Genomic DNA, 21,929 nt, shown 5'->3' on the forward strand with positions numbered 1-21,929 from the left:
TTACACAATAGGACAGGCATCAGAATTGCTGACCGATAACGAAGTGGGTCTGCCATCCGCTGGGTCCTGGAGTGTTGTCTGGCCGGAGATCGTCGTCGAATCCGTATCCAAAATCAATACCCAGGAGCCCGAATGCGGGCATGAAAATCCGGAGCCCCACCCCGGCTGACCTTCTTAACTGAAACGGATTAAACTCCTGAAAATTGTTGAAGGCATTCCCTGCTTCGAGAAAGGTTAACATATATATGGAAGCGGAAGGCTTCAAGGTAAGCGGATAACGCAGTTCAAGGGAGAATTTGTTATAGATTAATCCTCCTTCTACCTGTCCGGTGAGCGGGTCTACCGGGGTCAGGCTGTTATTTTCATAACCGCGAAGCTGAATAACCTCCCGGCCATCGAGCGTAAAGTTACGTCCCAGGCCATCGCCCCCAACGAAGAATCGCTCAAAAGGAACACGTCCTACGTCGGGATTATAGCTTCCCAAAAATCCAAATTCCGAATTGAACCGGAAGACCAGCTTACCTACGATTCGGTTATACCAGTCGGCTTTGAATTTGATCTTATAGAATTCCAGCCATCGGAAGCGCTCCTGATCGAGCTCCTCGAGACGGTTTTGCAGGAATTCATCCCGTTCTTCACCGCCCAGTCCCAATTGCGCACGTTCCCGCTGTTCGGCAATAATATCTGCGCTTTCGTCCTGAAGCGCTGCAAAATCCTTGTCACTAAATAAGGAATACGGCGGGGTGAACTTTGCCGTCAGCGCAATATTGCTACCGGAGATGGGGAAAATCGGGCTCGGTCCGGAACTGTTACGCGCAATCCCTATTGTATAGGCCAACGCATTGGAAGTACCGTTTCCGAAATTGAATAGTCCCGTTCGGTAATTCCGGAAATCATACAACTGGTAGCTCAAGGAGTGGGACAACACAAAGAGGTCGTCGGGCCACTGCACCCTTTTGGCCAATCCCAGGGAAATCCCGGTAATCGAAAACTGTTGGTCTTTGTCTACATCTACCCGTCCGTTCTGCCCAAAAGTGGCGCGGAACTGCTGGGTTCGACTCAAACTCATATTAAATCGCACCGGTTTGCGACCCCCGAGCCAGGGTTCTGAGAAGTTCAGGGAATATACCCGGAACGTCCTACTGGCCTGCAGTCGCAAGGCAAAAGTCTGGCCGTCTCCCATCGGTACGGGTTGGTAGGCTTCCTTATTGAACAAATTCTGTATCGAGAAGTTATTGAACGACAACCCAAGGGTTCCGATAAATCCACCGCCACCATAACCTCCTTGTAATTCTATCTGGCTGGCTCCGGATTCAACCAGGTCAAATCCGAGATCCACAGTTCCTTCATTCGGATTAGGATTCTGGATGTCCGGGCGAACCTGCTCAGGATCAAAGAAGCCCAACTGGCCCAGTTCGCGTATGGTTCGGATAATATCGTCTTTACTGTACTTTTGTCCGGGTTTGGTGCGGATTTCCCGGAAGACTACGTGGTCGTTGGTCTTATTGTTACCCTTTACCGTAACCTTATTGAGGAAGGTTTCTTTCCCTTCAATGATCCGTATCTCGAAATCGATGGTATCGTTTTCGGCGCTTACCTCAACCGGGTTGATCGTGGAGAAAAGATAACCGTTGTTCTGATACAGGTTGGTGATGTCCTGGCCGTCCGGTTTACTATCGTCGGCAATCCGCTTTCTCAGGAGTACCCCGTTATAGGTGTCCCCCTTTTTAATTCCCAGCACCTGATTGAGCTGACGATCGGTATACACGGTATTCCCCACATAATCGATATCGCCGAAGTAATAGCGGTTCCCCTCTTCCACATCGATATAGATGTCAATGCGCTTGTCGTTGCGTCGGGCCACGCTGTCCGAGAGTACCCGGGCATCGCGGTACCCATTTTCAGCGTACTTATCGATCAGGGATTTTAAATCCTCCTCATAGTCCGCTTCGATAAACTTGGACTTTTTCCAGAATCGTCCCGGACGACGCTCCTTGGTATTTTTTAAGGCTCCCCGTAGTGCGGATCCTTTGAGCTTCTCATTGCCGTTGAAAATGATATTCTTAACCTTAACACGATCGCCCTTTTTGATATTGACCACCATATTCTGGGAATTGGTCCCCGAGGTATCGGCGGAAGTCGCGATGGTAACCTGGGCATTGAGAAACCCTTGCTTGCGGTATTTGTTTTCGAGGTAGTTCTCCGAATTGGCAATTAAGCTCTGGGTAATTTTCTTCCCTTTTTTCAGGTCCGTATCGTCTACAATTTCCTGGATCTTTCGCTTGGGAATTCCGTAAAACGTAACATTGTTCAGGGAAGGACGTTCCGAAATAGCCAGTTCCAGAAAAATCCGGTCTCCCTCAATCTGGTAGTAAAAGCTCACGTCCGTAAAGAGATCCAGACCCCATAATTTTTTGATGACCTCACTGATTTGGTCTCCGGGTACGGTAATCGGTTGGCCCTCTATGAGTCCCGTATAGGTTTTTACAGTCTGCTCGTTATAACTCTGTAATCCGGTAACGGTTAGACCCCCAAGGATATAGGTTTTCGGCTCTTCGAAGGAAACTTCCTGAGCTAGGGCAGGCAGGGTAAGCAAGAAGGCAAAAAGGGCGGTAAGGCTTCGTAGTGCTAGCCGCGCCCGGTTAACACTAGTTAAGTTGTTCACTGGTTTTTCCAAATCGTCGTTCTCTGTTCTGGTAACTCTGAATTGCACTGATCAGGTGGGATTCCCCGAAATCCGGCCACAAGACGTCCGTAAAGTATAATTCAGCGTACGCAATTTGCCACAATAAAAAATTGCTGATCCGACATTCCCCACTGGTGCGGATTAGCAAGTCTACATCGGGCAAATCCCGGGTGTAAAGATGACCATTAATAATGGTTTCATCAATATTCTCGGGGGAAATTATATTATTTTTAACTTTGGTTGCGAGGGCTTTAAAAGCACTTGTCAATTCCTCCCTGGAACCATAACTCAAGGCAAGCGTCAGGGTCATAGCCGAATTCTCAGCGGTCTTTTCCATAACCTCTTTCAGCTCCCGGTGCACTTTGTCGGGTAAGGTATTTATCCGGCCGATTGCATTGAGGCGGATATCATTATCAGAAAGGGTTTTGAGTTCTTTTTTAAGGGAAGAAACCAGCAGTTTCATCAAGGTATCCACCTCGATTTTCGGACGTTTCCAGTTTTCGGTGCTGAAGGCGTATAGGGTGAGGTTTTGCACGCCGAGTTTGGCCGCGGTCTCCACGGTCTCCCGAACCGCGCGAACCCCGTTTTCATGGCCGAAAACACGGAGTTTTCCGCGTTGTTTCGCCCAACGGCCGTTGCCATCCATAATTACAGCAAGATGCCGGGGCACTGCCCCCTTTTTAAGCTCCTCAATAGTGTCCATAAGTGCTTCTACTCGAAGCAATCCATGCAGGGCTTTCGCCCGAAGGTGAAGGTGAGGGTAAGCCCGGAGAATACATACCAGTCGTTACTGTTAAAATTCTCAACGATATCGGCCTGTTGCTCAAAATTCGTGCCTTCCGGATTGCTGGCATCCAGGTTATCCGTAAGGGTATACCTGGCGCCTATTTCGGCTCCGAGAATCAAAAACTGATTCAGCCGGTACTTTGCTCCCACGGTCATTGGGATCGCAAAATCGCCTTCCCGCTGATTGGTTTCGATCAACTGTCCGGCATCAAAATAATTAAAATCGTACCTGAAATACGTTAGACCGGTATAGAGGTACGGTGTAAAGGCTGGACCCAATTTGTGCAGGTTGTACTCCACAAAATTGAATTCCAGGCCAGCGGAGAATTCCATAACCCGGTTCTCCATTTCCAGACCTCTTTGTTGCCTTGAACGAATGCTTGAGCGCGTGTCGTCGGCGGTAAACTTACCATAGAGGGCATGAGCCCGCCAGGCGTAACGCTTACTGCGATTCCACTTGCCCAGAACGCCAAAGGCAGGTCCGGAGGGCGCAATATAATTCATCCTGCCGACGTCCCCAATATTATTTGTTCCACCTGCGAAAAGTCCTACTTCGTAGGTTTGCCCGGAAACAGCTATTCCCAGAAGCAAAAAGAGGGCGGAAAGAAGCAATCGCATAAAGTCCGTTTGTTTGAAATGATAAACAGTATTTGGGGGCTTTTATTGCCCGCCCGGTACTTAATTGCGACGGTCCTCGCCCCAGAGTAATTTGTTGCGAATGGTTTTAAAAAAGCTTTCGGAGGTAAACTCTACCATGGCGATATTGAAGGCGGCCTTGCGTATGCGAATCTCCGTCCCGTTATCCACAGTTGAGATACGGGAATCCAGGGAAACCAGGTGCTGCGGTTCGCGCCCGCTTACTGTGAGCCGAATCTCTGTTTCATCGGAAATCACCAGGGGGCGAGCATTGAGGTTGTGCGGAGCTATCGGGGTAATGACCAGGGATCGCGCCGAAGGAGTGATCACCGGACCTCCACAACTCAGGCTATATCCGGTAGAACCCGTTGGGGTGGCGACAATAAGGCCATCTGCCCAATAGGAGGTCAGATACTCCCCGTCCAGATAGGTGTCAATGGTAATCATGGAGGTAGTATCTTTTCGGGATACCGTAACCTCATTCAGGGCAAAATTGAGGGCGTCTCCTCCTGGGGTGGCTCCACTGAAATCGGCCGTTACCAGGCTTCTGGGCACCAATTTGTATGCCCCTGCCTGGAATGCGGCTACCAACTCAGCTGTTTTTTCCCGGGGAAATGTCGAGAGGAAACCCAAACGTCCGGTATTGACCCCAATCAGGGGGATATCCATATCGCGTATATAGGTGATGGCACGAAGGATTGTCCCATCTCCCCCAATGCTGATCATCAGGTTGCAACTGCGATCAAGACCTTCTTTAAGATTAAAAAGCGGGTATTGTTTATCGGCTTTGAGCAGGGCACCCAGTCCTTCCTCCAGGAGCACCTCGCTACCGGCTTTCTCCAGCGCGCTGAGCAACTCCCGGGCCGGTTCCAGGGCGTCCTCAGAAAATGTTTGCGCGTAAAGTGCCACTTTCATGGCCTTAGACATTTAGATATTTATCGAGGTAAATCGAGCGTTCCCGAAGCTCTTCCAGGAATTGGTCATCGACGCTTCCGAAGAGAATAGTATACCCGTAGCGGCGGAAGGTCTGCAACACGTCGTTGATATTGGATTCACTCATTTTCAGCGTAATCTGCACCTGTTCCTCCCGGGCCTCCGTAATAAAAGCACCCAGCAGGCGGGTATTGCTGCTTTCGACAATTTGAGCGATCTCACTAAAACTGTAATCCCGGGCTGCCTTCTCCAACATAAGGATTACCCCAGGTTCTGTAAAGAAAGGCATCTGTGTAAAAATACCCACCACATCATTGAGGTCGTAATAGCCCATTAAGTGGTTCGCGTTGTCAAGAACCGGGACAATATTGGCCTCATTGCGGGTAAACACTTCCAGCACATCCAGCCAGGAAGCGTCCATCCCCACGGAAAAGCCTTCCAGTTGATAGCGAAAATCCTCTATCGTTGCGGTCTCCTGAAAGCTATCCATATCGGCTTCCCCCAGTAACCCGAGAAATTCATCATTCTCAATTATGGCCACATGAGAATAGGTGGAATGCGTAAAGAAATGCATCGCTTCCTTCAGGGAATCCGTCAGTTCAAAAACCGGGATGGTCGTGATGATATGATCGCGCATGGACAGCATAAGGACGGCGTGAAATTACTAATTTTTAAAGCACAAAAGGCATGCCTAATTTGTATTTTTGGGGCCCGAAGCTCATAAATCCGATTAAATGACACGACTCAGCGTCAATATCAACAAATTGGCAACCCTGCGCAATGCGCGGGGCGGCAACCAACCCGACCTGATTAAAAGCACCCGGGACATCGAGGCCTTCGGTGCCCAGGGGATAACGATCCACCCCCGGCCCGACGAGCGGCACATTCGCTACCAGGACGCCCGGGACCTGAAATCGGTGGTCACCACAGAATTCAATATCGAAGGCAATCCCATCCCCTCTTTTTGTGATTTAGTCCTAGAGGTTAAACCGGATCAGGTAACCCTGGTCCCGGATGCGCCCGACGCGATCACTTCGAATGCCGGTTGGGATACCCGCAAGCACCAAAAACATCTGCAAGACATCATTGCCACCTTTAAGGCAAGCGGAATCCGCACCTCTATCTTTGTGGATCCCGATCCGGAAATGGTACGGGCTGCAGCGGATACCGGTACGGACCGGGTAGAACTTTATACCGAATCCTACGCTACAGCCTTTCCCGCTGATGCAGAAGCTGCGGTGTTGCCCTTCAGGAAAGCGGGAGAAGCCGCAGCAGCGGTGGGACTGGGGCTCAATGCCGGCCATGACCTGAATCTGGATAACATTGCCTGGTTTGCCCAAGAGGTGCCCGGACTACTCGAAGTAAGTATCGGACACGCCCTGATTTGTGAAGCTATCTACGACGGCCTGGAATCGGTTATCGCAGCCTACCTCAAAAAACTCAGCTAACAGATGCAACAGCTCTATAGTAAAGTATTAGGCGAGGGTAAACCCTTGCTCATCCTCCATGGATTTCTGGGGATGTCCGACAACTGGAAAACCCTGGGACAGCGCTATGCCGCTGCGGGGTGGGAAGTCCACCTGTTGGATCAGCGCAACCATGGCCGCAGCTTCTGGTCCGACCATTTCAATTTCAACCTCATGGCCGAAGATGTCCGGAGGTATATGGACGACAAGCAAGTGGCTTCTGCCACGGTAATCGGGCATTCTATGGGGGGAAAAACGGCAATGACCCTGGCGGCGGCCTTTCCGTCCCGCGTCAGGAAGCTTGTGGTAGCGGATATTGGCCCCAAAGCCTATCCCCCACACCACCATACGATTCTCAATGCGCTGAATGGACTCACCCCTGAAGACCTGAAATCCAGAACCGCTGCCGATGAGGCCCTGGCTCAAAAAATTCCGGAATGGGGGGTGCGGCAATTCCTCCTGAAAAACCTGTATTGGGTAGAACCGGGTACTCTGGGATTGCGCTTTAACCTGGAGGTACTTTCACAAAGCATGGAAGCTATTGGGGAAGCCTTACCGCAGGGCGCACATTTTGCCGGGCCTGTTTGCTTTATCCGCGGAGGGGCTTCGGACTATATTCAGGAAGAAGACATGTCGTTGATCCACAATCATTTTCCCAATGCCACATTGAAAACCATAGCTGGCGCCGGACACTGGCTGCATGCCGAAAAACCCGATGAATTCTTCGCGATTTCCTCAGAATTTATGGAATTCTAAAAAACTGGCCCTTACTATTATGCATGCATAATTTTTTAGGCCATCATATTGCGAGTGTCATAATTTTAGTTACTTTTGATTACCGCCCGTATTATATGGGTAAATCGTACTAACTCAAACCCTCGAGAATGAAAAAACTATTGGCTCTTCTGGCCGTTTTTGGCCTTTTTTTTGTGTCGTGTAGCGATGACGATACTATCGTGGATCCGGGGCCCGATATGCCGGACCCGATACAGTATAGCAGCGGCTCAGCCAACTTTAGCACTTACGTAGCCCTTGGAAATTCACTTACTGCTGGATTTTCCGATGCGGCCCTTTTCGTAGACGGACAAACCGCCTCCTATCCCAACATGCTGGCGGGTAGTTTCGCCGAAGCTGGTGGAGGTGCCTTCAGCATTCCTTTTATGGCAGACAACCTGGGTGGTTTAACTCTCGGAGGAACACCAATCGCGGGTAACCGGTTAATTCTGGATTTCTCTACAGGCTCTCCTACGCCAGTACCGGTTAGCGGACAGGGAAGTACCGAGGTGAGCAGCGTGCTCTCCGGACCCTTTAACAACATGGGAATACCGGGTGCCAAAAGCTTCCATTTGGTAGCTCCAGGCTACGGGAATGTTGCCGGGGTAGCTGCCGGCCTGGCCAACCCGTATTATGCCCGTATCGCAACTGACCCATCGGCCACTGTACTCGGGGATGCTGCTTCGCAAGGCGCAACCTTCTTTAGCCTTTGGATCGGAAATAACGATGTTTTAAGCTTTGCTACCTCAGGTGGTGCCGGGGTGGATCAAACCGGAAATTTAGATCCGACCACTTACGGCGGAAATGACCTGACGGATCCCAATGTTTTTGCTAGCGTCTACAACACCATCCTCCAGACCATGACGGCTGGCGGGGCACAGGGGGTTGTTGCCAACATTCCTGATGTAACGACTATTCCGTTTTTCACTACTGTTCCTCATAATCCGGTACCCCTGGACGAAGGAACCGCAGCCGCACTCAACGCTGCTTACGCGGCATACAACGGAGGGCTATTGCAATTGCAAGGTCTCGGAGCCATTTCGGCTGAAGAAGTTGCCCGTCGCCAGATTTCGTTTAGCGCTGGTGATGCTAATGCCGTTGTAATCCTCGACGAAGACCTTACGGATCTGACAGCGTTTAACCCGGCCCTGATCAATATGCGCCAGGCCACGGCCGATGACCTTTTGACGTTTACTTCTCAGACCATCATTGGTACCCTGGCGAATCCTATGGATCCCACCAGTATCAACGGTGTTGCCATTCCGCTTGCAGATCAGTGGGTACTGACGCCTGAAGAACAAGAAATGGTAGCGACTGCCACAGCAAACTTTAATGCAACCATTGCCGCCCTCGCGGATACTTATGGATTAGCTTTTGTGGATGCCAACGCCTACCTCGGTACGGTAGCCTCTACCGGAGTAACCCAGGCTGATGGCAGCGTGGTTACTGCCGTGTACGCGACCGGAGGAGGATTCTCCCTGGATGGGGTACACCCGAGTCCGCGTGGCTATGCGCTGCTGGCAAACTTATTCCTCGACGCCATTGAGAGCGAATACGGGGCCACCTTACCGCGGGTTGAACCCCTTGGTTTTACAGGGCTCTATATCAACTAGGAAAAAGTAAAAAATGTATCTTTAAAGGGTTCTGCAACTGCGGAACCCTTTTTTATTGAATACAACCTTACTAAACCTGATTTCGCGATTATGAACTTTTTGCTCAGAATGCTTTTATCCGCCCTGGCGGTAGTACTGCTTGCCAATATATTACCCGGGGTTTCGGTGAGCTCCTTTATGGTTGCACTAATCGTGGCCGTAGTGCTCAGCCTGCTCAATTTTATCGTCAAGCCCCTATTGATAATCCTCACCCTGCCGGTGACCCTGATCACTTTTGGCTTGTTCCTGCTGATTATCAATGCCTTGATTATCCTGCTGGCCGATGCGCTGATCGACGGCTTTGCCGTAAACGGGCTATGGTGGGCGCTGTTATTTTCCCTTTTGCTATCGTTGTTACAGTCGCTGCTGTTTTCCCTGCTCAAAGAGAAGAAAAGCTAAAAATTTTACCCGCATCCAAAACTTGGTCGCAGGCAAAAAATACTGTAATTTTGCATCCCATTTTTAATTGCAAATCATAGCATTAGATGAATATCACCAAGGAGCAGATCGATTCGCTGAACGCCGTCCTCAAAGTAGATATCAAGAAAGAAGACTATCACGAGAAGGTCGAAAAAATCTTAAAAGACTACCGCAAGAATGCCAACATTCCTGGATTCAGGAAGGGCCAGGTCCCTATCGGCCTCATTCGCAAACAGTATGGACGTGCTGTTCTGGTAGATGAAGTAAATAAACTGCTTCAGGATAACCTCAACAAATACCTCACCGAGGAAAAACTCGATGTATTGGGTAACCCCCTGCCAAAGCAACAAGACAATTTCAACTGGGATGCGGATGATTTCGCTTTTGAGTTTGAATTGGGATTGGCCCCGGAATTCGAAGTGCCGCTCAAAACCAAAAAAGCGATCACCCACTACAACATTGTAGCGGATAAGAAGATGATAGACGACCAGGTATTGCGGATCCGGAAGCAATACGGGAAGCTCGTCTCCAAGCAAGCCGTTGGGGAGAACGACGAAATCAACGGAACCTTTACCAATGAGCAGGAGGAGATCGACAACAAAGCCGTTTTAGAACTCTCCAAAATCAAGAGTAAAAAAGCCGTAACCGCTTTAAAAGGTAAGGCTGTGGGCGACACGGTTACCCTCAAGACCAAAGGCCTCTTTAAAGAAGATTACTTACTGCCCAGTACACTGGGAATTCCAAGGGAGCGCGCCGAGGACCTCAATATTGAAGTGTCTTTCACTATTGAAGAAATCAACGAGCGCGAGCCTGCGGAATTGAACCAGGAGCTTTTCGATAAACTCTTCGGGGAAGGAAATGTTACCTCGGAAAAGGACATGCGCGAAAAGATCAAAGCCGATTCTGAAGCCCAGTTTCAACAGCAGTCCGACCAGAAATTGCTCAATGACGTTACCGAGCGCCTGATCGAGACCACTTCTTTTGATCTGCCCACGGAGTTCCTGAAAAAATGGATGCAGACTACCGGCGAGAAGCCGCTCAGTGCTGAGGAGGCGAACGACGAATTCGAGCGCACCGAAAAAGGCCTGCGTTATCAATTGATCGAAGGGAAACTCATTACAGAGCACGGGCTGGAGATTCAGTTCGATGAACTCAAGGAATTTGCCAAAGGCTTTATTCGTTCCCAAATGGCGCAATACGGACAGGTAAATCCGAAAGAAGAGGATTTAGATAATATTGCCGGCCGGGTATTGGGGAATCAGGAGGAAGTGAAGCGGCTTTCCGAGCAGTTGATGAGCCAGAAACTCCTCCAACTCTACAAGGAAAAAGCCAACCTGAAAACCAAGGAAGTGAACTACGACCAGTTCATCAAGGAGGTTTACGGCTAAACTGACTATCTTTACCAATAGAATCTTACCCTATGAATTACACCGAGGAGTTTAAACATTTTGCGATCAAAGATCAGGGGATTAGCAGCCTGAACCTCGAACGCGGCCTAACGAGCATGTATCCTGTAGGCATGACGCCTAACATCATCGAAGAGCGGCAACTCAATGCCATCGCTATGGATGTGTTTTCCCGACTGATGATGGATCGCATTATTTTCCTGGGGACCGGGATCAGCGATCAGGTAGCCAATATCATCCAGGCGCAATTGCTTTTTTTGGCCAGTGCAGATTCCTCCAAGGACATTCAGATCTATATCAATTCCCCGGGTGGAAGCGTTTACGCCGGTCTGGGGATATACGACACCATGCAGTTCATTAAACCGGATGTAGCCACCATCTGTACCGGAATGGCGGCTTCCATGGCTGCCGTATTGCTATGTGCAGGAGAAAAAGGAAAACGCAGCGGGCTCAAGCACAGCCGGGTGATGATCCACCAACCCCTTTCGGGTGCGCAGGGTCAGGCCAGCGATATTGAAATCGCCGCCCAGGAAGTGCTTAAGATCAAAGACGAACTCTACCAGATTATTTCCAAGCACAGCGGACAAACCTTCGACAAGGTCTACGAAGACAGCGATCGGGACTATTGGATGAAGGCCGAAGAGGCTATGAAATACGGGATGATAGACGAAATTCTGGAGCGGGACAGCGCATAAAGCGCCATAAACACAATTTTTGCCCTCAGAAACGTTTAATTAGTAGCTAGTACAAGCACATGGCCAAGGAAAACCTTGAATGTTCATTTTGCGGGCGGAAAAAGCCCGAGACCAACCTGCTCATTGCCGGGCTGGACGCTCACATCTGTGACAGATGTATTGAGCAAGCCCATGGTATCGTAGCCGAGGAGTCGCGTCAATCCAAATCGGAAGACCTCTCCAGCGAGCTTACCTTAAAGAAGCCGGTTGAGATCAAGGATTTCCTGGATACCTATGTCATTGGCCAGGAACGCACCAAAAAAGTGCTTTCCGTGGCGGTGTACAACCACTACAAGCGCCTCTTACAACCTTCCACCAAAGAAGAGGAGATAGAAATACAGAAGAGTAATATCGTAATGGTCGGGCAAACGGGTACCGGAAAAACCCTGATGGCCAAAACCATTGCCAAAATGCTCAACGTACCCCTGGCTATTGTAGATGCCACCGTGCTCACTGAAGCCGGATATGTTGGAGAAGATGTGGAAAGCATCCTGACCCGACTTTTACAGGCTGCAGATTACAACCTGGAGAAAGCCGAACGAGGGATCGTTTTCCTGGACGAAATTGACAAGATTGCCCGCAAGAGCGACAATCCTTCCATTACCCGCGATGTATCCGGGGAAGGCGTACAACAGGGACTGTTGAAGTTACTCGAAGGGACCGTGGTCAATGTACCGCCCAAAGGCGGGCGGAAACACCCCGATCAGAAGTTCATCGAAGTCAATACAGAAAACATCCTCTTCATTGCAGGAGGAGCCTTTGACGGGATCGAGCGAATCATTACCAAGCGTTTGAACATGAAAGCCATTGGCTACAGTGCTTCAAAACGGGAAGAGAGCCTCGACGCGGAGAATGTGCTGCAGTATGTGATCCCGAAAGACCTGAAGGAATTCGGGTTAATCCCGGAAATCATCGGACGTTTACCCGTATTGACGCATATGAACCCGCTGGATCGCAAGACCCTGCGCGCTATCCTTACCGAGCCTAAAAACGCCATCATTAAGCAGTATCACAAGCTGTTTGCCATGGACGGGATCGACTTTAAGATCACCGATCATGCCCTGGAGTTCATTGTCGATAAGGCTATTGAATACAAACTGGGGGCCCGCGGACTTCGTTCCTTATGCGAAGCGATCTTTACGGATGCCATGTTTGAGCTGCCCAGTAGCGAGGATACCGAATTTAAGGTAACCAAGCCCTACGCAGAGGAAAAACTCTCCTACGAGAAAATCAATAAGTTGAAAGCTGTTTCGTAAGCTGCGGAGTTACCGGTTGCTGCGTTACGGATTCCAGAAGTTCCAGACAAATCTTGCCGATAATCTTCTCATCGGAGTAGAGTTCCCGACCAAAATTCGGCATTACTTCCATATCCACGCCTAGTTGCTGTGCCCAGGCCTGGGCAGGCTTGTTTTCCTGGTATTCCCCGAATAATAGTTTCGCCGGAGCCTCAGGGCTGTTGTCGTAGCGATGTAACCATAACGGTGAAACGGCGTAGAGCGATTTCAAGGGTAAACCCTGTAAGGCTGCACTCCAGGCTATGGTCCCCCCAGCACAAAAAGTAAGGTAATGGCTGGGCTGAGTTTCCCGGCTTAACAAATGGGCTACGGCTGTGGAATAGCCGCCTTCCACAAAAGCCTTGCAGACGTTTTCAGGAGTCCTTACGGTAACTTCCAGATTTGCCAATTCCTGGCTATCGTAATAGACGATTTCGAAATATTGTTGGAGATAACCCAGGTAGGAAGTTATCCAGAGGCCTTTTTTGGCACCCCACATATCGGAAAGGACAACGAGACGTTCAGCCATAGTACGCAATTTTTAGAATACGTAAGATTGTTTCGGGACTTCTAAGTTGGATAATCACCGTGGATTTCGGGCTATTTTTCAGTTTATCGGAAGAAAATACTCGATGTAGACATAAAATGGCGGTGCCAAAGGGCACAATTCTACCTCAAAATATCGGGCGGAAGACGCCTGGAAGGAATTGCAACTAGAAGCGTTTCCCGAAAACGATCCCGATACGCGGATAGGCCTCAACGCCCAGGGAACCATTGAAATACCGGCCAACACCGAGGTAAATCTCCCCGATCCAATTCTTTGAGGTCAGGAATTTGGCCCCGGCGGCAATCCCCAATCCAAAGGTAAATTCGTTCTCGGTGATTTCCATATCGGTGGTAAAATCGTAATCGTACTGGGCTACGGAACCAAAAAAGGTGTTGGCTTCCAGAAAGAAACCGCGGGCATAACCGTCCCCGAAATAAAAGCGGTAAAAGGGTACAATCCCCAGCTTATACTCGATGTCATCATTCCAGGTAAACCCCACACTTACCCCCAGGCCAGTGTCTTCGGAAAGCAGGCGTTCATAGGTAAGCTCCGGCACTTCAGCCAGGGCAAAAAGCATGTTCACCTTGATTTCATCCCTGGGTTGGTCAGAGGTTGTTTCTTCCTCCTGAGCAAATCCAACACAGCAGAATAATAACGCAAAAGCGAGTAGTAGAGAATTCCTTTTCATAGCAATTGATTTGAGAATTTCTGGCAAAAGATAGCATAATTGCTGCGAGCCAGCCTGGAGTTAACCTAAAAATAACGCAGGGTTTTCCAGCCTACCCAACATTGACGGCCCGGGCGAGCTCCAAAAGGTCTTCCAGGTATTCGCGGTTGTTGGATAACCTGGGAATCTTGTGCTGCCCGCCGAGTTTGTCCTTGCTTTTGAGCCAGTCGTAGAACAGGTTGGGACGGGCTTGCCGGAGTTGCAGGGGATTGAGCGTAATGTTTTTATAGCGCTTGGCGTCATAATCCGAATTCAGGCGCTGCAATTCCTTGTCCAGGGCCTGCCCGAACTGCTCCAGGGATTCCGGTTCGTCCCGAAACTCTATGAGCCATTCGTGTGCCCCTTTCTCCTTGCCCTCCATGAAAATCGGGGCCACAGTATACTCTGCCACGCTACACTTAAACTCGGCACATACCCGGCGCAAAGCCTCCTCGGTATTCTCGATAATCAATTCTTCCCCGAAAACATTGATGTGGTGCTTGGTTCGCCCGGTAATACGGATGCGATAGGGGTTGGTACTGGTAAAACGTACCGTATCCCCAATCTGGTAGCGCCATAGTCCGGCATTGGTCGTAATCACCAATGCATAATTGACCCCGCATTCCACCTCCCAAAGGGGAAGCACGCGTTGCTGGGGCGTCCCGAAGGTATCCATCGGAATAAATTCGTAGAAAATCCCGTAATCCAGCATCAGGAGGAGGTCCGAACTTCCGTTTTGATCCTGGATGGCGAAAAATCCTTCGGAGGCGTTGTAAATCTCATAATAGCGGAATTGATCCCGCGGAAGGATACTGCGATACTGATCCCGATACGGGTTAAAGCTCACCCCGCCGTGGAAATACACCTCCAGGTTTTCCCAAATCTCGAACAGATGGTTCTTACCGGTGGTCTCGAGCATCTTGTTGAGCAAGACAAGCATCCAGGAAGGCACACCTGCCAGGCTGGTCACATTTTCCGCAATACTCTCCTGAATTATAGCCGCAAGCTTGGTTTCCCACTCGCTCATCAGGGACACCTTATTACTCGGGGTACTGCTGAATTCTGCCCATAGCGGCATGTTATCGATCAGGATGGCACTGAGGTCCCCGAAAAACGTTCCGTTGTCCTCGTATAATTCTTTGCTTCCCCCTAGTCGCAAGCTTTTCCCCGTGAATAGCTGAGAATCCGGGTTGTTGTTCAGGTAAAGGCACAGCAAGTCCTTTCCTGACTTAAAGTGACAATCCTCCAGGGCCTCGCTACTTACCGGTATAAACTTAGAACGGGCGTTGGTAGTACCACTGCTTTTTGCAAACCAACGGATTTCCGTGGGCCAGAACACATTCTGTTCCCCTTTACGGGAGCGTTCGATCAGCGGCTCAAATTCCTCGTAAGTAACCAGTGGCACGTTGCGGGCAAATCGCTCGTAGGTAGACAAGGTCTCAAAACCGTACTGCAGGCCAAACTGGGTTTCGTCGGCAAATTCCAGAAGTTGTTGCAATACCTCGCGCTGCACTTCCTCCGGATATTTGAGGAATAGCTCAATCTGGTGATACCGCTTTTTGAGCAGCCAGGAAGCGATGGAATTAAATAGCGGGATAGGCATTTTTGGTATCTTTACGCGTCGCGTGCGCAAGTGACTAAATATACTATCATTTTTTAAAATCCATCTACCCAATGACGTACGAAGGGGTGCTCAAAAAAATGCAAACCGAATTGGAGGATACTGTCCAGTACTACTGGTTGCTCCCGGGGGAATTCGTGCACGTGAATACCCTGTTGGAACGACAGTTAAAATTGGAACTCCTCGGGTTTCAATGTCTGAATTGTGGCCTGGACCGTCCCATTTTCCGCCAGGGATTCTGCCGGAGTTGCTTCTTTGAAATCCCCCAGGCCGGCGATTGGATCATGCGCCCGGAATTGAGCCAGGCCCACCTGGGCAAAGAAGACCGGGACCTGGAGTACGAGAAAAAGATGCAGCTTCAGCCCCATATCGTATACCTGGCGAACTCCAGCAATGTCAAAGTTGGTGTTACCCGTAAATCCCAGGTGCCTACCCGATGGATCGACCAGGGGGCCCACGAAGCCATAGGTATTGTAGAAACCCCGAATCGCTATTTGGCCGGAATTACCGAAGTGGCCCTGAAAGAACACGTGAGCGATAAGACCAACTGGCGAAAAATGCTCACCAACAACGCTAAGGACGAAGACCTTTTCGCCTGGCGGGAACGGTTGAAAACTTACATCCCGGAGGAGGCACTCCCCTACTTCCTGGCTTCGACCAAGGAAACCAACATCAGCTTTCCGGTTCTGAAATATCCTGAAAAAGTCAACAGCCTGAACCTGGACAAAACCCCGGAGTACAGCGGCAAATTAATGGGGATCAAAGGGCAGTACCTCATTTTTGAAGACAACACCGTCTTCAATATCCGTAGCAACGAAGGTTATGTGGTGCGGCTAAGCCTGGCGTAGGGCTGCTGACTAGCCAATCCAGTGTTTGCATCAGATAAGCACGCGTAAATTTCCTTATTGCTTGACCGAGTCTTTGACGGAACGCGCAGTGTCTTTTTTCCTTCCGAGCAAGCCGCCCAGAATGTTTTTAGCCTTCTCTTCCAGTGGCTTATTGGCCTGTGAATTCGTTTGGGTGGAATCAACCGGTTTTTCGGTACCTGTACCAGCACCGGAACCAGGTCCTTTCACCCCTTTCAGCAAGTCTCGCAAACCGCCCTGTATAGTTCGGGTACTGTCGGCCGTTGAATCCTTCCGTTGCCCGACCAGGTCGCCAAGTAGTTTCCGTGCTTTGTCCTTTCCTCCGTCGATCAGGCGTTGTTTCTTTATTTCCACCAGGCGTTTGGTCAGATCGGTGGCTGCGGCTTTCAGATCGGTGCTTACCTCCGGGTTGGTGTATTGCCCCCCGATACGCGCTACAACCGGAACGGCTACTGCTGCAAGATCGGGATCGTCCATCTCGGCTAGGAGGGCGTTTACTTCCTTGCCCAAATATTTGGCGGGCACCTCAAAGGTCGCGGTATAATCCAGGCGCTGGTCAAAAGTATGTCCCCCCGTAACATTGACCTTGATATCCTGGTAGGTAAAACTAAAGGGTTCTACTGCCACCAATCCATTTTCAAATGCCAGGACGGTCTTCAAGCCCTTGAGGTTCAGATTTTCGGCGTTAAAGAAATCCAGGCGACTACCCAGGGCGGATACGACGGCACCCTTTTTGCCGCTGAGTCCTGAGCTCAGCACCTCAGCAACCGCTTTACCGGCCAGGGTAGTCAGATCCGGGCTAAAATCTTCATTCAGGGCTCCGCTCAGCCGAAGTTTGGTGTTGAATTTCCCTTCTAAGAGCGAAGCAACTGGCGCCAAGGACTCAAAGAGTTCGATGGTTTCCAGGGTCTGGGCAATCCGGAATCCCTCGATCCCGAGATCAAGGTCAAATCGCGGTTTTCCCCCCGGGGCACTGATAGCGCCACTGAGGGCTAACACCCCATCCAGGGTATTGGACTGCAGATTCGTGAGTTGCAAGCTTTGATCCTTTAACCTAAGGGTACCATTTACCTGCTTCATTTCCAGGTTATCATAAACAAGGGTTTCGGCTTTAACCCCGGTGCTGATATCCAGGTTCGCAGGAAGCTCAAAGGTTTCCGCTTCCGTTTCGGCTTCTTCCGCTGCGGGAGGTTGAAAATCTGCCACCACAAAACGATTGGACTCCAGGTTGAGTTGTCCCAGCAAGGTCCCATCGCTCAGCAGGTAGCCGATGTAATTTCTCAGGTTTCCATTGGCCTTGAAATCGCTTTGCCCCAGGGTTCCCTGCAAGGACTCCAGGACAGCCTGTTGGGGATCAAAACGGAGCCGCGCAGACTGCAGTTGTAATGCGCTGGGTAAGGCCCCCGATGCATAGGTAAAATCCTGAAGATCCAGGTTGCCTGAACTTCGGGTTTCACTGTAGCGCCTGGCGGAAATGGCATTCCAGTTAAAGGCCGTCTGCACATCGGCCCGGAGTTTTCCGCGCATCCCGTGGGTATTCTCCATCGGATAGGCCCGGGCCAGGTTGGCCAGGTCCAGGACGCCCTTCAGCGCAGCATTGACTTTGGGGTTCCCGCCAAGTTCCGATGCATCCATACGCATCTCAAAGCGGTCCCCACCCAGGGTAAACCGCGCAAAAGGCAGCTGCAGACTGGTCTGTTCCACCTGTCCGCTGGAATTGCTCAGGGTAGCATCGAAAGCTATTTCCTCCACCCCCATCGGCAGCTCCGGATATTTAAAGGCGGCCTTATCGGCCAGCATCCGCAATTCAAAATCCGGGATGCGCTCTTCGCTATTGATTCCTTTCAGGGTTCCTTCCAGGGTAAATTCCCCTGAGGTGGTAACGCCATCGAGATTTCCAGCGTAGGCTTGAGGTACCAGGGCCAGTAAATTTTTAAAATCTGAATTCGGGGTGCTGAGACGTAAATCGAGCTCCTGCCCTTCCGGGATCAGCGCGACACTTCCATTGACTTCCAGCGGCATCTGGTTGATGCGTCCCTTGCTCTGTTGAAAGGTGTAGGTATCTGTAGTCAGGTCAATCCCCAGCAGGGCATCCAACTCCACTTCGTTGCGATCCAGGTAATTCACGCCCTCGATCCCAAAAGAAATCAAGCCCTGGGTATGGGTGTCTAATTCGGATTGCTCCAGGGTGAGGTCCCCGCTGCCACTATGCTGGATATCTTCCAGGAGGAAGGCCATGCGCGAGGCCAGGTCTACATAGGATACCCGGGAATCTATTATCGCATATTCCTGCAGGGATAGGGTAAACGGCTCGGACTCAGTTTCGGCAGTATCGATTTTCGCGATCAGGTAATTCACCTGTTCGTCGGAATTGGACACCAGGCGAAGGTCGGCCCCGGTAATTCGGAGTTCCCGCAATTCAATGGCTTCCCCCTCGGACTTAAAAAGTTCCCCCAGGCCCATCACCAGTTCCAGCTTAGAAGCCGCAATCAGGGTATCTCCGGCAAAGGGCTCCAAGGTAGTAATCGATGCATCCTCCAGAGAGACCTGTACATTCGGAAAACTTCGGATCAGGCTTAAGCGAGCCGCTCCAAAATCAAAATTCCCATTGATGGAGGCATTGACACTTCGCTTGAGTATGGGCTCAATCTTCGCTTCGAGAAACAGCGGTATAGCCGCCAGTAACCCAAAAAATGCCAGCAGGACAATGCCTGCAATTTTCAATCTCTTTTTTGTTTTCTTTTTCATGTAGTGGTTCTTCCGATCCGAGGTTGACATATATACGCAAAAAACATCCTGATAGCCTTCCTCATATGCCTTAATTGATAACGCATTTGCCCGGGATTGTGGTATCCGGGCCGGGACTTAAAATTCCAGGGGAATCTCCTCGTTGGGCTTGAGCTTGAAACGCCGGCGCAGCAGGTAAACGAATAGGTAAAGTAAGGGAGTGTCCAAGGCGGCGATCATCACTTTAAAAATGACGCCGGAAACAAAGAGGCCGTAGAACATATCCCAGGTAAAAACCTTAAACACGCAGAGCAGGAAAACCACCGTAAAGGTGTCTACAATCTGGGAGGAAAAGGTGGAGAAGTTATTTCTGAGCCAGAGATGACGCCCGTCCGTAAGTCTTTTCCAGAAATGGTAGATGGCAATATCGATATACTGGGCAAAGAGATAGGCCAGCATGGACGCCAGTACTGCGACAGGCGAAAGTGCAAAGACCTTACTGAAGAGCTCGTCGTTAACCCCGGAACTTTCAATTGCCGGAAGGGAATCGGCCAGTAAAATAATCCCCATGGAAAATACGGACGCAAAAATACCGGCTGTGACAACCTGATTTGCTTTTCGTTGTCCAAAGATCTCGGAGATCGTGTCTGTAATCAGGAAGGTAATGGGATACGGGAGGATCCCTACGGATAATACAAAAAGCGGGGCGCCAAAAAGCGTAGCCCCTTCCCCGAAAGGTTCCCAGGAGAAAAACTTCTGGAAAATCAGGTTGCCTACCACCAGGGAGGTGATAAACAAAGCCCCCAGGAATAAATAAATGCGGTAAGCGGCGCGTTGGTCTCTAGGCTTCATCCACTAGCGAATCTTCAGCTCAAAAGGCAGTCGGGTTTGCATTCCTTCTCGTTTCAGGGAAGTCTTCAGACTCTGGAAAATCCCAGCCCATTCGCTTCCTAATTCCTGCTCAATAATCTCGGAACTGTTTACCTGGGAGGAAGCATTCATATCTTCCAGGAAGCGCTCCAGCCCGGTTTTATACCGGGGCATTTCCTGCAGGCGGAAGTCTTCTATTTCGGCCAGTTCTGCTGCTTTTTCAACGGCTTCCGGAAGTCCGCCCAGGCCATCGGCCAAACCATTTTCTACGGCCTGAACCCCACTCCAAACCCGGCCCTGAGCCAATTCGTGGGCTTGTTCAACGGTAATATCCCGGCCTTCGGCTACCCGCTCGAGGAAGGTTTGATAGGTTTCTTCAACCCCTTCGCTAAGGATTTCCCGGAAGTCTTCCCGCATGGGTTCAAAGACGGAATAATCCAGGGCATATTCGTGCGTCCCGACTTGTTCAGCGTTGATCCCAATTTTGTCGCTTAGCCCTTCAATATTGGGGATGGTCAGAAAGACGCCGATAGACCCGGTAATGGACGTCGGTTCGGTAAGGATATGATCTGCTCCAACGGCCAGGTAATAGCCCCCGGAAGCCGCTACATCGCTCAAGGAAACCACCACAGGTTTCACTTCCTGGGTGCGTCGTATCTCCCGCCAGATTATTTCGGAGCTCAGCGCACTTCCACCCGGAGAATTGATGCGCAGTACCACGGCTTTGACCTTGTCGTTTTCACGGGCCTTCTTCAGAGCAGACACCATGATGCCCTGCCCGATATAGTCCTGATTTCCCTCTCCATAGAGGATTTCGCCCTGGGCATAAATAACGGCGATGCGATCCTCGCCGGTGTATACTTTTTTGTTTCGGGAAGCTTTGATATAATCCTGCAAGCTTACCATGGACGGAGTCTTTTTGTCGGACTCAGTAGCCGCCAGGAGCTTGGCATCGTACTCATCCCGATACATAATGCCGTCGATCAAACCGTACGCCTGGGCCTTTTCAGGGCTGCGGGCCAACAAGCCGTTTGCTATGTCGTCCAGGTCGGCTTCGGGCATGTTCCGGCCTTCGGCAATTTCCGAGCGCATCTGCCCCCAGATCGATTCCAGCAGGCTTTCCAACTGGCTCCGGTTCTCGTCGCTCATCGTATCCGAAAGAAACGGCTCAACAGCGCTCTTGTATTTCCCATGGCGAACTACCTCCATTTTGAGTCCGGACTGCTCCTGGAAGTCCCCGAAATAGAGTACTTCTGCCGCCAGACCTTTGAAATCCAATTCCCCAACGGGATTTAAAAAAATGCTATCGGCAACACTACTCAGGTAATAGTCTTTCTGCAGGTAAAAGTCGCTGTAGGCATACACGAACTTGCCAGTGGCTTTAAAATCGGCAATGGCGTTTCGAATGGCCCGGGTCTGGGACATCCCGGCAACCAGGTACGGACCCCCCAGGCTTATACCTGAAATTCGGTCGTCTTTGGCCGCCAGGGCAATGGCCTTGGTAATTTCGTTCAGCCCGGTCGTGGGCTCATCAAAAATGGCAAAAGGATCTTCCGGATCGCTGGTCGCGTATTCCGCAACAGGTCGGGTAAATCTCAGTTCCAAAACAGAATTATTCGCAATGCGGACTTGCTCCTCCGCTCCGGCAATACTGACAAAGATCAGGAACATAAGGAAAAGGATTCCAAAAGCCACCAAACTACCTAAAATGGAAGCCAGGAGGTTACGCAAAAATGCCATAGACTAATTTTAATTTTTAAAGATAACTATATGTCGTTGGTTTGCCCTCGGAGTTACAATTCAAAGTCTTTATTTACTAATTCAT

The 21,929-nt window shown here is 50.3% G+C and carries 19 protein-coding genes; 8 read left to right on the forward strand and 11 right to left on the reverse strand.

Features of this window, described 5'->3' with window-relative positions; all coding sequences use genetic code 11:
• Positions 1–19: 19 nt before the first annotated feature.
• Genes BM318_RS02735 through BM318_RS02755 form a run of 5 tightly spaced genes read right to left on the reverse strand, consistent with a single transcriptional unit; the run spans position 20 to position 5,678 of the window.
• A complete protein-coding gene (locus BM318_RS02735) occupies positions 20–2,665 on the reverse strand; it encodes a BamA/OMP85 family outer membrane protein (protein ID WP_245759723.1) in 2,646 nt (881 codons plus the stop codon).
• A complete protein-coding gene (locus tag BM318_RS02740) occupies positions 2,649–3,389 on the reverse strand; it encodes an isoprenyl transferase (protein WP_092980483.1) in 741 nt (246 codons plus the stop codon). Before BM318_RS02740 ends, BM318_RS02735 begins: the two co-directional genes overlap by 17 nt.
• A gap of 8 nt (positions 3,390–3,397) precedes the next feature.
• A complete protein-coding gene (gene porG / locus BM318_RS02745) occupies positions 3,398–4,090 on the reverse strand; it encodes a type IX secretion system protein PorG (RefSeq protein WP_092980485.1) in 693 nt (230 codons plus the stop codon).
• Between the two features lie 60 nt (positions 4,091–4,150).
• On the reverse strand, positions 4,151–5,023 hold the full coding sequence (locus tag BM318_RS02750) for an NAD kinase (protein WP_092982043.1): 873 nt from the start codon (positions 5,021–5,023) through the stop codon (positions 4,151–4,153).
• Positions 5,024–5,027: 4 nt separating this feature from the next.
• A complete protein-coding gene (locus BM318_RS02755) occupies positions 5,028–5,678 on the reverse strand; it encodes a CBS domain-containing protein (protein ID WP_317040333.1) in 651 nt (216 codons plus the stop codon).
• 97 nt (positions 5,679–5,775) lie between these two features.
• Here BM318_RS02755 and BM318_RS02760 point away from each other — a divergent pair, with 97 nt between their 5' ends.
• From BM318_RS02760 to clpX, 7 genes are all read left to right on the forward strand, one after another.
• Positions 5,776–6,489, forward strand: coding sequence for a pyridoxine 5'-phosphate synthase (locus BM318_RS02760; protein ID WP_092980487.1), 714 nt, complete (start codon positions 5,776–5,778; stop codon positions 6,487–6,489).
• Positions 6,490–6,492: 3 nt separating this feature from the next.
• A complete protein-coding gene (locus BM318_RS02765) occupies positions 6,493–7,263 on the forward strand; it encodes an alpha/beta fold hydrolase (protein ID WP_092980489.1) in 771 nt (256 codons plus the stop codon).
• Positions 7,264–7,391: 128 nt separating this feature from the next.
• A complete protein-coding gene (locus tag BM318_RS02770; RefSeq protein ID WP_092980491.1) occupies positions 7,392–8,894 on the forward strand; it encodes an SGNH/GDSL hydrolase family protein in 1,503 nt (500 codons plus the stop codon).
• A 90-nt stretch (positions 8,895–8,984) separates the two neighbouring features.
• Positions 8,985–9,332, forward strand: a complete 348-nt coding sequence (locus BM318_RS02775; RefSeq protein WP_092980493.1) for a phage holin family protein — start codon at positions 8,985–8,987, stop codon at positions 9,330–9,332.
• 86 nt (positions 9,333–9,418) lie between these two features.
• The gene (gene tig, locus BM318_RS02780) at positions 9,419–10,741 is read left to right on the forward strand and encodes a trigger factor (RefSeq protein ID WP_092980495.1); all 1,323 of its coding nucleotides are present in this window, start codon (positions 9,419–9,421) and stop codon (positions 10,739–10,741) included.
• A 32-nt stretch (positions 10,742–10,773) separates the two neighbouring features.
• Positions 10,774–11,454: an ATP-dependent Clp endopeptidase proteolytic subunit ClpP gene (clpP, locus tag BM318_RS02785; protein WP_092980497.1), complete on the forward strand. Its 681-nt coding sequence runs from the start codon at positions 10,774–10,776 to the stop codon at positions 11,452–11,454.
• 59 nt (positions 11,455–11,513) lie between these two features.
• Positions 11,514–12,749, forward strand: coding sequence for an ATP-dependent Clp protease ATP-binding subunit ClpX (gene clpX, locus BM318_RS02790; RefSeq protein WP_092980499.1), 1,236 nt, complete (start codon positions 11,514–11,516; stop codon positions 12,747–12,749).
• Here the strand turns inward: clpX and BM318_RS02795 are convergent.
• The 3 genes from BM318_RS02795 to BM318_RS02805 form a co-directional block, all read right to left on the reverse strand.
• The gene (locus BM318_RS02795; protein WP_092980501.1) at positions 12,724–13,296 is read right to left on the reverse strand and encodes a hypothetical protein; all 573 of its coding nucleotides are present in this window, start codon (positions 13,294–13,296) and stop codon (positions 12,724–12,726) included. The two genes, clpX and BM318_RS02795, sit on opposite strands and share 26 nt — an antisense overlap.
• A 184-nt stretch (positions 13,297–13,480) precedes the next feature.
• Positions 13,481–14,002, reverse strand: coding sequence for a DUF3575 domain-containing protein (locus BM318_RS02800; RefSeq protein ID WP_092980503.1), 522 nt, complete (start codon positions 14,000–14,002; stop codon positions 13,481–13,483).
• Between the two features lie 91 nt (positions 14,003–14,093).
• The gene (locus BM318_RS02805) at positions 14,094–15,623 is read right to left on the reverse strand and encodes a GH3 auxin-responsive promoter family protein (RefSeq protein WP_092980505.1); all 1,530 of its coding nucleotides are present in this window, start codon (positions 15,621–15,623) and stop codon (positions 14,094–14,096) included.
• 71 nt (positions 15,624–15,694) lie between these two features.
• Between BM318_RS02805 and BM318_RS02810 the strand changes: the two genes are divergently transcribed.
• Complete coding sequence (locus BM318_RS02810) at positions 15,695–16,489, forward strand: DUF2797 domain-containing protein (RefSeq protein WP_092980507.1); 795 nt, start codon at positions 15,695–15,697, stop codon at positions 16,487–16,489.
• A gap of 54 nt (positions 16,490–16,543) precedes the next feature.
• Here the strand turns inward: BM318_RS02810 and BM318_RS02815 are convergent, their stop codons facing one another.
• The 3 genes from BM318_RS02815 to sppA form a co-directional block, all read right to left on the reverse strand.
• Entirely contained in the window at positions 16,544–19,255 is a 2,712-nt protein-coding gene (locus BM318_RS02815; protein WP_177218243.1) for an AsmA family protein, read from the reverse strand.
• Between the two features lie 117 nt (positions 19,256–19,372).
• The gene (locus BM318_RS02820) at positions 19,373–20,086 is read right to left on the reverse strand and encodes a queuosine precursor transporter (protein ID WP_092980510.1); all 714 of its coding nucleotides are present in this window, start codon (positions 20,084–20,086) and stop codon (positions 19,373–19,375) included.
• A gap of 3 nt (positions 20,087–20,089) precedes the next feature.
• A complete protein-coding gene (sppA, locus tag BM318_RS02825) occupies positions 20,090–21,844 on the reverse strand; it encodes a signal peptide peptidase SppA (RefSeq protein WP_092980512.1) in 1,755 nt (584 codons plus the stop codon).
• Positions 21,845–21,929 lie beyond the last annotated feature (85 nt).

The sequence above is a fragment of the Robiginitalea myxolifaciens genome (assembly GCF_900115205.1).
In the GTDB taxonomy this organism is placed as follows: Bacteria; Bacteroidota; Bacteroidia; order Flavobacteriales; family Flavobacteriaceae; genus Robiginitalea; species Robiginitalea myxolifaciens.